Origin of the sequence: Variovorax sp. KBW07 (assembly GCF_003852515.1) — a bacterium.
Lineage (GTDB): Bacteria > Pseudomonadota > Gammaproteobacteria > Burkholderiales > Burkholderiaceae_C > Variovorax.
Genome location: NZ_QAJK01000197.1, coordinates 40,745 through 53,340 on the forward strand (window position 1 = coordinate 40,745; position 12,596 = coordinate 53,340).

At 69.1% G+C, this 12,596-nt stretch carries 14 protein-coding genes; 3 read left to right on the forward strand and 11 right to left on the reverse strand.

The annotated features are described in order from the left end of the window. The first annotated feature begins 3 nt into the window (after positions 1 to 3). Complete coding sequence (locus DBV14_RS30955) at positions 4 to 1,536, forward strand: mannose-1-phosphate guanylyltransferase/mannose-6-phosphate isomerase (RefSeq protein WP_124465399.1); 1,533 nt, start codon at positions 4 to 6, stop codon at positions 1,534 to 1,536. On the opposite strand, the gene DBV14_RS30960 is transcribed toward DBV14_RS30955, so the two are convergent. From DBV14_RS30960 to DBV14_RS30970, 3 genes are read right to left on the reverse strand one after another with little or no spacing between them, the layout of a single operon-like run. Next, complete coding sequence (locus DBV14_RS30960) at positions 1,489 to 2,643, reverse strand: DSD1 family PLP-dependent enzyme (protein ID WP_124465401.1); 1,155 nt, start codon at positions 2,641 to 2,643, stop codon at positions 1,489 to 1,491. The two genes, DBV14_RS30955 and DBV14_RS30960, sit on opposite strands and share 48 nt — an antisense overlap. Before the next feature lie 7 nt (positions 2,644 to 2,650). After that, the gene (locus DBV14_RS30965; protein WP_124465404.1) at positions 2,651 to 3,655 is read right to left on the reverse strand and encodes a tripartite tricarboxylate transporter substrate-binding protein; all 1,005 of its coding nucleotides are present in this window, start codon (positions 3,653 to 3,655) and stop codon (positions 2,651 to 2,653) included. Further along, the gene (locus DBV14_RS30970; RefSeq protein WP_124465406.1) at positions 3,652 to 4,335 is read right to left on the reverse strand and encodes an HAD family hydrolase; all 684 of its coding nucleotides are present in this window, start codon (positions 4,333 to 4,335) and stop codon (positions 3,652 to 3,654) included. Before DBV14_RS30970 ends, DBV14_RS30965 begins: the two co-directional genes overlap by 4 nt. Positions 4,336 to 4,407: 72 nt before the next feature. Here DBV14_RS30970 and DBV14_RS30975 point away from each other — a divergent pair, with 72 nt between their 5' ends. Beyond that, the gene (locus DBV14_RS30975; protein WP_124465408.1) at positions 4,408 to 5,334 is read left to right on the forward strand and encodes a LysR family transcriptional regulator; all 927 of its coding nucleotides are present in this window, start codon (positions 4,408 to 4,410) and stop codon (positions 5,332 to 5,334) included. A 21-nt stretch (positions 5,335 to 5,355) separates the two neighbouring features. Here DBV14_RS30975 and DBV14_RS30980 read toward each other — a convergent pair whose 3' ends face one another. The 8 genes from DBV14_RS30980 to DBV14_RS31015 form a co-directional block, all read right to left on the reverse strand. Next, a complete protein-coding gene (locus DBV14_RS30980) occupies positions 5,356 to 5,640 on the reverse strand; it encodes a LysR family transcriptional regulator (protein WP_124465410.1) in 285 nt (94 codons plus the stop codon). Positions 5,641 to 5,744: 104 nt separating this feature from the next. Beyond that, entirely contained in the window at positions 5,745 to 6,359 is a 615-nt protein-coding gene (locus tag DBV14_RS30985) for an alkylhydroperoxidase domain protein (RefSeq protein ID WP_124465412.1), read from the reverse strand. Between the two features lie 40 nt (positions 6,360 to 6,399). Then, on the reverse strand, positions 6,400 to 7,059 hold the full coding sequence (locus DBV14_RS30990) for a CMD domain protein (RefSeq protein WP_124465414.1): 660 nt from the start codon (positions 7,057 to 7,059) through the stop codon (positions 6,400 to 6,402). After that, positions 7,056 to 8,165 (reverse strand): putative FMN-dependent luciferase-like monooxygenase, encoded by a 1,110-nt coding sequence (locus tag DBV14_RS30995; RefSeq protein ID WP_124465415.1) that lies wholly within the window; start codon positions 8,163 to 8,165, stop codon positions 7,056 to 7,058. The genes DBV14_RS30990 and DBV14_RS30995 overlap by 4 nt, the downstream gene beginning before the upstream one ends. Positions 8,166 to 8,173: 8 nt before the next feature. After that, the gene (locus tag DBV14_RS31000; protein WP_124465417.1) at positions 8,174 to 8,992 is read right to left on the reverse strand and encodes an ABC transporter ATP-binding protein; all 819 of its coding nucleotides are present in this window, start codon (positions 8,990 to 8,992) and stop codon (positions 8,174 to 8,176) included. Positions 8,993 to 8,997: 5 nt separating this feature from the next. Further along, entirely contained in the window at positions 8,998 to 10,041 is a 1,044-nt protein-coding gene (locus tag DBV14_RS31005) for an ABC transporter substrate-binding protein (protein WP_124465419.1), read from the reverse strand. A 49-nt stretch (positions 10,042 to 10,090) separates the two neighbouring features. Then, a complete protein-coding gene (locus tag DBV14_RS31010; RefSeq protein WP_221621932.1) occupies positions 10,091 to 10,864 on the reverse strand; it encodes an ABC transporter permease in 774 nt (257 codons plus the stop codon). Continuing rightward, positions 10,854 to 12,269 (reverse strand): NtaA/DmoA family FMN-dependent monooxygenase, encoded by a 1,416-nt coding sequence (locus DBV14_RS31015; RefSeq protein WP_221621933.1) that lies wholly within the window; start codon positions 12,267 to 12,269, stop codon positions 10,854 to 10,856. The genes DBV14_RS31010 and DBV14_RS31015 overlap by 11 nt, the downstream gene beginning before the upstream one ends. Positions 12,270 to 12,340: 71 nt before the next feature. On the opposite strand from DBV14_RS31015, the gene DBV14_RS33665 reads away from it, so the two are divergent. Further along, on the forward strand, positions 12,341 to 12,596 hold a 256-nt coding region (locus DBV14_RS33665; RefSeq protein WP_221621934.1), incomplete at its 3' end, for a hypothetical protein.

The following is a 12,596-nucleotide window of genomic DNA, read 5'->3' on the forward strand; positions in this document are numbered from 1 at the left end:
ACCATGAACACCACCACCATTCATCCCGTCGTGCTGTGCGGCGGCAGCGGCACGCGGCTGTGGCCGCTTTCGCGCAAGGCGCTGCCCAAGCAGTTCGCGCCACTGGTCGGCGGCAAGAGCCTGCTGCAGCTCACGCTGGAGCGGCTGGCCAGCCTGAACCCCGACATCACCTGCATCGCATCGGAAGACCACCGCTTCCTGGTGCGCGAAGCGGCCGAAGCCGCCCGCACCACGGGCCGGCAGATATTGGAGCCGGTGGCGCGCAACACCGCGGCGGCCATGGCCTGCGCGGCCCTGCTGGCCGACGCAAACGACCTGCTGCTGTTCGCGCCGTCCGACCACCACATTCCCGACACCGAACTGTTCGCCGAGACCGTGCGCCACGGCGTGGAGGCCGCGCTGGCCGGCCGCATCGTCACCTTCGGCGTGGTGCCCTGCTTTCCGAGCACGGCCTATGGCTACATCGAGGGCGGCGCAGCCTCGGGCGACGGCCACAGCCAGGCCGTGATGCGCTTCGTCGAAAAGCCGTCGGCGGCCGTGGCGGTGTCGCTGATATTGCATGGCGGCTATTGCTGGAACGCCGGCATCTTCCTGGTGCAGGCCCGCACGCTGGTCGCGGCGCTGCGCGCGCATGCGCCCGACATTCTGCTGGCCTGCGAACGCGCCACCGCCGCCGTATCGACGGACGGCAGCTTCCTGCGGCTGGACCGTGACGCCTTCGCGGCCTGCCGCAGCGACAGCATCGACTACGCCGTGCTGGAGAAGCACAAGGAGGTGGCCGTGGTGAAGTTCGAAGGCAGCTGGAGCGACGTCGGCAGCTGGAACGCGGTGGCCAACCTGCACCCGGCCGATGAAGCCGGCAACCGCCTGAGCGGCAAGGCCAGCGCCCTGCACGCGCGCAACACCTTCGTGCATGCGCCGCACCGGCCGGTGGTGGCGCTGGGCACCGAGAACCTGATCATCGTGGACACCACCGACGCCGTGCTGGTGGCCGATGCGAGCTGCGCCGAACAGGTGGCCGACGTGGTGCGCATGCTCTCGCTGGAAGGCTGCGCCGAAGCCACCGAGCACCGCCGCGTGGTGCGGCCCTGGGGCGCCTACGATAGCATCGACACCGGCGAGCGCTTTCAGGTGAAGCGCCTGACCGTCAAGCCCGGCGCCAAGCTGTCGCTGCAAATGCACCACCACCGCTCCGAGCACTGGATCGTGGTGAAGGGCACGGCCAAGGCCACCTGCGACGGCGTGGTCACGCTGGTGCGCGAGAACGAATCGATCTACCTGCCGCTGGGCGCCATCCACCGGCTGGAGAACCCCGGCAAGACGATGCTGGAGGTGATCGAGGTGCAGACCGGCGGCTACCTGGGCGAAGACGACATCGTGCGCTTCGACGACACCTACGGGCGTTGCGCGGCCGTCCGCGGGCGGAGCGACCCCGCAGCCACGGCGGCGGTTGCCGACGCAGCCGCCGCGCCCGTCATCGCCATGCCATCACCACCCGTGGAAGCGACCCCAGCGCACCAGGCTTCCGTCTTCTGACAGCGCGTGGTATTCAGGAAACTGCGCCCCGGTGGCGCAGGCGTGGTTGGGCAATATGCGCAGGCGCGTGCCCAGCGGAAAGCGCGCGGCAATGCCGGTATCGGGCGCGCCTTCGTGCGACAGGATGCCGTGCTCCTGGTTGGCCGCGCTGAGCACATAGCCGCCAAGCGGCGTGCCCTCGACGTCGCAGACCTGGCCGTAGCCGAAGTCGCGCTTCTGTTTCTGCGTGCCGCGGTCGCGGCTCATGGCCATCCAGCCCGCATCGACGATGGCCCAGCCCTTCTCGGCCTGGTGGCCGATGACCGTGGTGAGCACGCTCAGCGCGATGTCGTCTTCGCTGCAGACGCCCACGTTGCGCATCACCAGGTCGAAGAACACATAGACGCCCGCGCGCACCTCGGTCACGCCGTCGAGCCGCTCGGCCATCAGCGCCGTGGGCGTGGAGCCCACGCTGACCACCGGGCACGGCAGGCCGGCGTCGCGCAGCCGTTGCGCGGCGCGCACGCAGCCGGCGCGCTCCTGCTCGGCCATGGCGCGCAATGCCTCGGGCGTGTCGAAGTCGTAGCTGGAGCCGGCATGCGTCATCACGCCGGCCAGGCGCATGCCGCCCTCGTGCAGCACGCGCGCCACGTCGAGCAGCGTGTCTTCTTCCGGGCGGATGCCGGAGCGGTGGCCGTCGGTGTCGACCTCGATCAGCACCTCGAAGACCTCGCCCTGCGCGCGGCCGAACTCGGCAATGGCGCGCGCCGACGCCACGCCGTCCGTGAGGATGACCAGCGCGCAGCCGCGCCGGCGCAACTCCAGCGCGTGCGGCAGCCGGTGCGGCGCCATGCCGACCGCATAGAGGATGTCGGTGAAGCCGTCGGCAAAGAACTGCTCTGCCTCTTTCAGCGTGGACACGGTAATGCCCTGCGCGCCCGCATCGCGCTGCGCACGGGCCACGTCGGCGCACTTGGTGGTCTTGACGTGCGGGCGAAAACGCACGCCGAGCGTGTTCATGCGCTGCTGCATGCGCGCGATGTTGTGCTGCATGCGCGAGCGTTCGACGATGGCGGCGGGCGTGTCGAGGGTGGCCAGCGTGGCCAGGTTCAGTGAGTCGTTGTTCATCGGTTCATCAATCCAGGTAGTCGCCCTTGGCCTTGAGCGCGGGCACGTCGTCGCGCAGTCCACGTGCGATCAGGGCCGACACGGCGGCGGGCTTCAGGGCATCGGGCGCCGGCAGGTCCACGCCCACGGCGTGCATCTGGCGGCGGAACTCGGGGTCGGCCGCGGCATCGGCCAGTGCGGCGCGCAGGCGCGCCATCACGGGCTCGGGCGTGCCGCGCGGCGCGAAGATGGCGTTCCATGCGCGCAGGTCGAGCGCATAGCCGGCTTCGGCCGCGGTGCCGGTGTTGGGCAATTGCGGCAGCCGCGCCGAAGACAGCACGGCCAGCGCCTTCACCTTGCCGCCGGCCACTTGCGGCAGCGCGGTGGTGGTCTGGTCGCACATGAAATCGGTCTGCCCGCCCATCAGGTCGTTCATGGCCGGTGCCACGCCCTTGTAGGGAATGTGCGCCACGTTCTGCTGCAGTGCCGACAGCAGCAGCACGCAGCCGTAGTGCGAGATGGAGCCCACGCCCGCGCTGCCGAACGAGGCCTTGCCCTTGTGCGTGCCGAGCCAGGCGACGAATTCCTTCAGGTTGCCGGCAGGCAGGTCGGCCCGCGCCAGCAACAGCATGGGCGCGGCGCCCGCAAGGCCGACCGGCAGGAAATCGGTCTCTGGGTTGTAGGGCAGCTTCTTGTACAGCGCCACGTTGGCCACGTGCGTGCCGATGGTGCCGAAGGCCAGCGTATAGCCATCGGGCGCCGCCTTCACGGCCTTGGTCAGTCCGATGGTGCCGCCCGCGCCAGCCACGTTCTCGATGATGACCGGCTGGCCCAATTTCTTGCCCATGTGCAGCGCGAAGCCGCGTGCCAGCGCATCGCTGGGGCCGCCCGGCGGGAACGGAACGACCAGCGTCACGGGCCGTTGCGGAAAGCTCGTGCCCTGCGCAAGCGCAGGCGCGGGCGCATTCAAGGCAAAGGCGGCGGTCAGCGCGAGCGCGAGCCCGCCGCGCAGGAGCCATGCGGCGCGGGTCATGCGCGCCGCCCGAAAGACTGCAGCCACGGCAGCGCCGGTGCGAGCGTGGCGCCCTGCAGCTCGGGCGACGGCGCGCCCTGCGGCAGCGCCAGGCCCACGCGGTTGTGCCAGTAGGTGCGCAGGCCGACCACTGAAGTGCCGAACATGTCGTAGCCCGAACCGGCGACGAAGGCCGCGTCTTCGGCCTTAACGCCCAGTTGGTCGAGCGCGGCGCGGTAGGGGCGCGGATCGGGCTTGTAGAAGCCGGCCTCTTCCGAGGTGACGACCACGTCCCAGTCGATGCCGAGCCGCGCCGCTGCGCGATGGCCGAGCCGGCGCGAGCAGTTGGTCACCACCGCGAGCTTGCAGTGCGGCTTCAGCGCAGCCAGCAGTTCGCGCGCGCCGTCCCACACCGGCAGCGTGTCCCATTGGGCTTCGAGCGCATCGGGTGCCGAGTCGGCCATGCCGGTGTTGCGCGCGGCGTCTTTCACCAGCTGTTCGTAGGGCACGTAGGCGCCGCAGCCGTAGGTCAGGCGCAGGTACTCGGCGCGCCAGGCGCGGCCTTTTTCTTCCGAGCCGGCGGCGGCGTTCCAGACGGTCCAGGAGTCGAGCAGCGCGGTCAGCAGGTCGAAAAGAACTGCGCGCGGCAACGACGCTTCGGTGGGGGCCGTGGTTGCGATGGGTGCGATGGGTGCTTGCATGAGCACGGACTGTACGTTTCAAGGCCCCTGTTGTGATTCAATGCAGCGTCATCAATCGTTAAGCACAAGTGAATGATCCAGATCGAGGACATGCAACTGGCGGCCGCCCTGCTGCGCGAACCCTCTCTCAGCGCCGCGGCCCGTGCGCTCGACGTGACGCCGCCCGCGCTGTCGATGCGGCTGCGCAAGCTGGAGGCCGCGCTGGGCCTTTCGCTGGCCACCCGCACGTCACGCAAACTGAGCCTGACACCCGAGGGCGAGCGCTTCGCGCGTGAAGCCGCCGCGCTGCTCGCGCAGATCGAGGGGCTGCGCGAATCGATGCAGCGCGACGACCGCCGGCTCGCGGGCACGCTGCGCATCGCGGCGCCCTTCGGCTACGGCCGGCAGTACGTGGCGCCGATGCTCGCGCGCTTCGCCCGCCTGCACCCGGGGCTGCACGTGCAGCTCGACCTGCGCGAAACACCGTGGCCCGACCGGCACGATGCCGACGCGGTGATCCACATCGGCGCGGTGCGCGATTCGTCGTGGGTGGCGCGCACGCTCAGCGCCAACGAACGCTGGCTCTGCGCCAGCCCGGACTACCTGCGCCTGCACGGCGTGCCCCGCGTACCGCGCGACGTGATGGCGCACGCGTGCATCAGCATCCGGGAGAACGACGAAGACGTGACGCTGTGGCATGTGCGCCCGGTCAGTGGCACGGGCAACGCCGCGGGCAAGCGTGCCGCCGCGCGTGAAACGCTGCGCATTTCGCCCGCCTACGTCACCAACGACGGCGGCGTCGCGCGGCAGTGGGCCGAGCAAGGCATGGGACTGGTGCTGCGCTCCGAATGGGACGCGGCCGACGCCATTGCGCGCGGCACGCTGGTGCGCGTGCTGGCCGACTGGCAGTTCGACAGCGCGCCGGTCATGCTGCTGGTGCCGACGCGCAAGGGACGCACCGCGCGCATGCAGGCGCTGGTGGCGTTTATCGAAAGCAGCTTCGGCGCGGCGCGAAAATAGAACGAGAACGGCGCCACACCGTCATGGCGACGCGGCGGCGCAGGCGTCCAACTCCGACTGGATGCGCGTCGCCAGCTCGAGCAGCACCGTGCTGCGCTTCAGCAGCAGGCGCCCCGCGTCGGTCAGGCACACGACACGCGTGCTGCGGTGAAGCAGCCGCACGCCGACCTGCGCCTCAAGCTCGGTGATGTATTTGCTGACCGTCGATTTCGACAGCTGCATCGACGATGCGGCGCGTGTCAGGTTGCCATGCCGGGCGACTTCGCGAAGCGCCTCGACAAGCTCAAGGCTGAAGGGTGTGGACAAGGGAAACCCGGCGGGAAGAGACGAAAGCGCACGACGATAGGCCGTGCGCCGCCCCGTGTGAACGAAGCAATCGGCAGTTGCTTATGCCGCTTCTTTATGCCGGCTTATGCGGCGGGATTTTCCTGCGGCTCGCCCAGCGACAGCATCAACCGGTTGGCCCAGTTGAAGAAGGCCGCGCCATGGATCACGTCGGCAATCGCGAGGTCGTCCAGGCCCTGTGCGCGCAATCTGTCGACGTGTTCGGCACCGAAGGTGGAAGGCGTCGACGACAGCGCGACCGAGGCCGCCACGATCGCATTCCACCGCTCGCCCAGTTCCGCGCCCACGCCTTCGTCCAGCAGCCGCTGCACGTCTTCCGTGCGGTGCGAGAAGTGCGAGGCAAAGCGCGCGTGCACCGACGCACAGTAGATGCAGCCGTTGTAGCGCGAGGCCGCGGCGGCGGACAGCTCGCGCTCGGCGCGCGGCAGGCCGGCTTCGGGGTTGTAGAAGATGTCCTTGTCGGTGCGCGTGCGGGCACCCAGGATGTCGGGGTCGCGCGCCAGCAGCCTGAAGTAAGGCGACTTGGCACGCGCCGCATCCACCAGGCCCGCGTAGTGCCGCTCCGTCAGCTCGGCTTCGGGCAAGGGCTCCAGCCAGGGCAGCCATTCGAGCTGGGCCTGCGTGAAGGCGCTGGGGTGCGTGTTGTCAGGATGGGTCAGGGTCGATTCGGTGGTACTCATGGTGTTCGCCAATCAGTCGGTCAGTCAGTCAGTCTGTCGATCAAGCCGTGGTGGCTGCGGTTGCCGGGCGTGCGGCCAGTGCCTGCAGGCCGGTGACGACGCGGATCTGGAAGGCAAGAAAAGACACGAGCTGCGACAGCGTCACGACCTCGGTGCTCGACCAGCCCGCATCAAGCAGCGCCTGCAGTGCGGCCGGGCTCGCGTCGCGCGGATGAAAGACCAAGAGGTGCGCATGCACCAGCGCAGCGGAAAGGCGCGCGCCCAGCACTTCGCGGTGCGCATCGCTCACCGTGTACGACGGACCGGCGGTGTCTTCGGCGCTCAGTGGCCCGGGGGGATAGCTGCCATACGGTCCTGGTCCTTGCCCCGCACCGCGTTTCGTCTCGGCCGCAATGGCCGCGGCCACGCCGGCGCGGGCGCCCTGCCCGTCCAGTTCGCCCGCGTAGAAGGCAGCCACGTCGGACTGCCCATGCAGCCCGGCGACGAAGGCTGCGACGGCGAACCTGTCGGCCGCCGCGAAGTGCCCGAACACCGGCGGCGTCGGTGCGAACAGCGACAGGTAGCTCTGCTGCGCATTCGTTCGCGCCTCGCGGCGCTGCGCGCGAATGACGTCGATGGCGTCGCCCGGTGCCACGCCGGTGAGCCGGTCGATCACATCGGGAATGGAGGAAGACACGGAGGGAGAAGCAATGGCGGTCATGCGGCCTTCAGGAGTGAGGTGATGGGTTCAGGGGTTGCAGCCGCGCCCGCGTCGCGCACCCAGCCCAGGGCCGGTGCGACCACGGTGGCGGTCAGTTCGATGGAGCGCAGGATGGCGTCGTGCGGCGGGTCGATGGAGTGCACCTGGCACACCAGGTCGGTCACGCGGCGCAGCGTGCTGTCGGCGCGCAGCGAGGCGATCACGTCGTCGGGCGAACCGACGTGCACGTCGTAGGCGGCGATCAATTCGTCCAGCGTGGCGTTGGGACCCACGCGCCCCGCAAGGCCGGCTTGCCCCGACGAGGCAAAGCGGACCGCGGCCTGCCGCAGCCCGATGTCGGCCAGCCGCCGTGCCTCCTGCCGCGTCTCGGCCACGAAGACGCTGCGCGAACCGACGATGCGCGGCGCGCTGCCGGCCGGCAAGGCCGCCAGGTAGGCATCGACGATGGGGTTCTGTATGTCGGCCAGCGTGGCATTAGGTGCCTCGGCAGTGCGCGGCTGCGTGCGCGACAGCATCAGGCCGTCGCCCACCTGCCCCGCGCGCGCACCGCCGCTCACCGAGAAGGTCGCCTGCCAGATGCGGCCCGGCAGCTGCGAGGCGGCCGGGTACAGCGTGTCGCCGCCGGGCAGCGGCTGGCCGGCCCACGCCGCGCGCACCATGGCCAGGTGCTTGGCGAAGATGGTGGCGCGCTCGTCGCTGTTCAGCCCGAAGGCCGCGAAGGCCTCGGGCGTGCCGCCCGTTCCCACGCCCACGTCGAGCCGGCCGCCCGACAGCAGGTCGAGCACCGCCGCGTCTTCGGCCACGCGCACCGGGTTCTCCAGCGGCAGCGTCACGATGCCGGTGCCCAGGCGGATGCGCCGCGTGCGCGAGGCCACATAAGCGAGAAAGACGAATGGCGACGGCAAGCCGCCTTCGTGCTCGTGGAAATGATGCTGCGCGACCCAGGCCGAATCGAAACCGAAGTTTTCGGCATGGGCAATCTGCGCCGCGACGAGGCGGTAGCGCTCGGCGGCGGGTGCGTCGTCGAGCAGGCGGCTGAAGAAGCCGAGGCGAAGGGGTGTGGAGGTGGTGGGTTCTGGCACGGCAGGCAGCAGGTGTTGGGGCATCGACGGGTTCAGGCGTATGCGGGCGACGGCGATGGTGATGGCGACGATGGCAATGCGGCCGGCTCTGATGGCTCCGGCCGATGCGCGATGCCATGGATGGCCTGGTAGACCTCGGCCTCGACCTCGATCAGCGACTTCTGGCCCCGCACGCGCGGCCGGGGCACGGCGACTTCGAAGATGCGATGGATGCGGCCCGGCCGGGGCGACAGCAGCACCACGCGGTCGGCCAGGAACACGGCCTCGCCCACGTCGTGCGTCACGAACACGATGGTGCGGCGCTCGCGCTCCCACAGGCGCAGCAGGTCTTCCTGCAACGCGATGCGCGTCAGGTGGTCGACGGCGCCGAAGGGCTCGTCCATGAGCAGCACCTCGGGGTTGTTGACCAGCGCGCGCGCAATGCCCGCGCGTTGTCGCATGCCGCCCGAAAGCTGGTGCGGATAGCGGTCTTCGAAACCACCCAGGCCCACGCGCGCCAGGCTTTCGGCCGCGCGCTCGCGGCGCTGCCGCCGACCCAGTCCGCGCAGCTCGGGCCCGAAGGCCACGTTCTGCGCGATGGTGCGCCACGGAAAAAGCGCCGGGTCCTGGAACACCAGGCCGCGCCGCGGGTCGGGCCCGGCGATGGGCTCGCCGTCGAAACGCGCACTGCCGCTGCTCGGGGTTTCCAGGCCCGCCAGAATGTCGAGCAGCGTGCTCTTGCCGCAGCCGCTGGCGCCCAGCAGGCAGACGAATTCGCCACTGCGCACATGCAGGTTCACGTCTTCCAGCGCGGTGACGGGCAGCGCGCCGCCGAAAGTCTTGCCCAGGGATTCGAGAACGAACTCGGCCATTGCGTTCAGGGCGCCGGATGCTGTTTCGGGTCCTGGGGAATGAAGGCCAGGTCGATGAACCTGCCCGCGTCGTAGATCTCTTTCTGGAAGCCCAGGGCCAACTGGATCTGCTGCGTTTCCTGCACCTCTTCGAGCGACACCTTCGGGTCGTTGGCCCAGATCGGCAGCTCGCGCTGCACGGCGGCATCGACCACGGCGGGGTCGACCCCGAGCCGCTTTGCGTAGAAGGCCTTGTATTCGTCCAGATGCGCCTTGGCGTATTCGTTCGAACGGAAATAGGCGCGCAGGAACTTGCGCAACTGCTCGGGCGACGACGCAATGAACTTGTTGCTGGCAACGATCACGCCGGTATGAAAACGCGGCAGGTAATCGTAGCCGGCGGCCAGCACCTTGCCCTTGCCCGTGGCCTCGGCCAGCGACGCGAAGGGCTCGTGGATGATGGTCGCGCTGACGGCGCCGTTCTCGATGGTGGCCAGCGCCGCGGCATTCACGCCGTTGGCGACGAAGGTCGCGCTCTCGGGCGACACGCCCTCTTTCGACAGGATGGTGCGCGCATACACATCGAGGCCGGTGCCGAAGGCCGCGGCGCCCACGGCCTTGCCCTTCAGCGCGGCCACCGACGCAACGCCGGGTGCGCCGACCAGGTAGAACGGCCCCACGTGGCGGAACAGCGAAGAGACGATGGTCAGCGGCACGCCCTTGCCGGCCGCGACGATGGCGCCGGTGGTGTTCCAGTCGGCCACGTCGATGTCGTCGCTGGCCAGGCCCGACACCGGGTCGCGCGTGTCGATGAATTCGAGCGCGATGCCCTCGTCCTTGAAGAAGCCTTTTTCGATGCCCAGTTGCACGCCCAGCCCGGTCACGCCGGGGAAGCCCGCGTAGCGCACCTTCTGCAAAGGCGCTTCCACGGCCGGGGCGGCAGCGGCGGCTGGCGTGGCGGCGGGCTCGGTGCGCGAGCAGGCGGCAAGAACGGCAACCACCACGCCGAAGGCCGCAAGGCGAGCCCAGGGAGCCCAGCGAGCGGTGGCACGGGAAGATGCGAGAGTCATGGCGATGTGTCCGGAATGCATGCGAGAAAAAACAGAGGAGCGCCGGGCCTCAGGCGGGCCGCCAGCGCTGGAAGAAAACGCGTTCGAGCAGGTCGATGGCGGCGATCATCGCGACCGCCAGCACGGTGACCAGCACGATCAGCGCGAAGGTGGTGGCGGTGTCCAGCGACGCCGTCGAGCGCGTGATGAGATTGCCCAGCCCTTCCTTGGACGACAGCATCTCGGCGAACAGCGCGCCGACCAGCCCCACCGAGGCCGAGACCCGCAACGCCGAAAAGATGGTCGGTACGGCCGAAGGCAGGATCACCTTGCGCACGGTCTGCGCGGTCGTGGCGCGGAAGGCGCGCGCCACCTTCAGGTGCTCCGCGCGCGTCTGCTTGATGCCGGCGATGGTGCTGTACAGGATCTGGAACACCGCGAACAGGAACACGATGGCCACCTTGTGGCTGAAGCCGATGCCCAGCCACAGCGCCAGCAACGGCACGATCGCCACCTTGGGCACCGACATCGCAGCCGCCACGAACGGGCCGGCAAAGCGCTCGGCCGAAGGCGTGAGCACCAGCAGCACGCCGAAGCCGATGCCGAACAGCACCGCCGCCACGTAGCCCACGGCGAACTCGGCCAGCGTCACCGCCGTGTGGTGCAGCAACTGGCCGCCGGCCAGCAAGGGCCCGAAGCTCTCGACGATGGACGTGGGCGCGGGCAGGTACAGCGCGCTCACCGCGCCGGCGCGCACCGCCCATTCCCAGCACAGCAGCAACACGGCGGCCGTGAGCGACTGCGCCAGCGCAATGCGCCAGCCGGGTGCCGTGTCAGGCCACACGGTGGTGCGTCTCGGTGATGCGGCCGAACGCCGCCGCGGCCTGCGTGTTGCCTCGACCCTCGAAACGGTTGGCCGGCCGCGCCGCGTCGCTGAAATGCTCGCGGAAGGTGCTGCCTGTGTATTCCTCGCGGAACAGGCCGCGCTTGCGCAGGATGGGCAGCACCAGATCAATGAAATCGTCCAGCCCGCCGGGCAGGTGCGGCGGGCAGACATTGAAGCCGTCGGCCGCGCCGTTCTCGAACCAGTGCTGGATGGTGTCGGCAACTTCTTCTGCGCTGCCGATGGCCAGGAAGTGCCCGCGGCCACGCGCAATAGCGTATTCAAAAACGTGCCGCACAGTCGGCGTGTCGGTCCGGTTGAGCTTGCGGGCCTGCGCGACGAAATAGCGCGCCTGCGCCAGCGCCGGATCGGCCTCGTCCACAGACGGAAAAGCGTCGTCGCCCGACAGCCCCGCGAGCGGAATCTTCAGGTCGCGTTCGAGCGCGGCAATGTCGAGCTTCGCGGCGATCAATGCGCTCAGCCGTTGGTAGAGCGCGTAGGCCTCTTCGCTGGTGCGGCCGATATAGGGCACCAGGCCCGGCAGCACCGACACGTCATGCGCCGCGCGACCGCTGGCCACCGCGCCGGCCTTGATCTCGCTGTAGAAAGATTGCGCCGCCTCGAAGGTCGGCACGCCGGCAAACACCACGGTCGACTTGGCGGCACCGAAGGCCCGCGAGCGCGGCGAAGTGCCGGCGTTGACCAGAGGAATCTGGCCCTGCAACGGGCGCGCCACGTTCAGCGGTCCCTTCACGCGAAAGAACGTGCCTTCGTGCTCGATGGCGTGCAGCCTGGCGGGGTCGACCAGCAGGCCCGCTTGCTGGTCGCCGACCAGCGCCGTGTCTTCCCACGAATCCCAGAGTTGCCCCACCACGTCGACCAGTTCTTCGGCGTAGTCGTAGCGGCGGCTGTTCTCCCAGTGGTGGTCGCGGCTGAAGTTCTTCGCGGCCCGCTCGTCGGCACCGGTGACCACGTTCCACGCAAGCCGGCCGCCGCTCAGGTGGTCCAGCGACGCAGTCTGGCGCGCGATGTGGTACGGGTCGGCGTAGGTGGTGTTGGCCGTGGCGATGAGGCCGATGCGCTGCGTGTGCGCGGCCACGTAGCCGACCATGGTGAACGGCTCCAGCCGGACCGTCTGCGACGGAAACACATACTGCTGCTCGGCGCTGGTGGCCAGTGCGTCGCCGAGAAAGAAGAAGTCGAACTTGGCGTCTTCGGCTTTGCGCGCGATGGACGCGATAAAGGCCGGATCGTGCGACGCCTTCGGATCGACACCGGGCAGGCGCCACGCGCCGGGGTGGTAGCCGATGGAGAACAGGAAGATGCCGAAATGAAGCTGGCGCGGAGGGTTGGAAATACCGGGCATCCGAGAAGGAGAAAGAGTTGCGGAAAACCTTCGAGTGTTGTCCGTGACACGCTGTCTCAGGAAATGCGGATTTGGAGTTTGCTTATCTGTTTTTCGTGCGCCGATTCATCGCGCTTCCACACGGCGTGTACCCGCTGTCGATGTGGATCGTCGGGCGTTTGGGTGCAGCTTTTCAGGGCGACGCCCACGCCGACGGTGTGCTCTGCTCCGCGAATGTCCCCCGCTTCGCTCCTCCTTTATTTCGCTACGCAGAGCACACCGCCGGCGCAAGCGACATCAGAGCGGTCGTTGATCAGCGGTGCACCAGCAGCGCGTCCATGTGCGAAT

Bases quoted from the DNA above. Each gene is read 5' to 3' on its own strand.
- DBV14_RS30985 (WP_124465412.1), bottom strand. From the start codon at position 6,359: ATGAGTACCACCGAATCGACCCTGACCCATCCTGACAACACGCACCCC.
- DBV14_RS30975 (WP_124465408.1), top strand. From the start codon at position 4,408: ATGATCCAGATCGAGGACATGCAACTGGCGGCCGCCCTGCTGCGCGAA.
- DBV14_RS30965 (WP_124465404.1), bottom strand. From the start codon at position 3,655: ATGACCCGCGCCGCATGGCTCCTGCGCGGCGGGCTCGCGCTCGCGCTG.
- DBV14_RS30995 (WP_124465415.1), bottom strand. From the start codon at position 8,165: ATGCCCCAACACCTGCTGCCTGCCGTGCCAGAACCCACCACCTCCACA.
- DBV14_RS30990 (WP_124465414.1), bottom strand. From the start codon at position 7,059: ATGACCGCCATTGCTTCTCCCTCCGTGTCTTCCTCCATTCCCGATGTG.
- DBV14_RS31005 (WP_124465419.1), bottom strand. From the start codon at position 10,041: ATGACTCTCGCATCTTCCCGTGCCACCGCTCGCTGGGCTCCCTGGGCT.
- DBV14_RS31000 (WP_124465417.1), bottom strand. From the start codon at position 8,992: ATGGCCGAGTTCGTTCTCGAATCCCTGGGCAAGACTTTCGGCGGCGCG.
- DBV14_RS30970 (WP_124465406.1), bottom strand. From the start codon at position 4,335: ATGCAAGCACCCATCGCACCCATCGCAACCACGGCCCCCACCGAAGCG.
- DBV14_RS30955 (WP_124465399.1), top strand. From the start codon at position 4: ATGAACACCACCACCATTCATCCCGTCGTGCTGTGCGGCGGCAGCGGC.
- DBV14_RS30960 (WP_124465401.1), bottom strand. From the start codon at position 2,643: ATGAACAACGACTCACTGAACCTGGCCACGCTGGCCACCCTCGACACG.
- DBV14_RS31015 (WP_221621933.1), bottom strand. From the start codon at position 12,269: ATGCCCGGTATTTCCAACCCTCCGCGCCAGCTTCATTTCGGCATCTTC.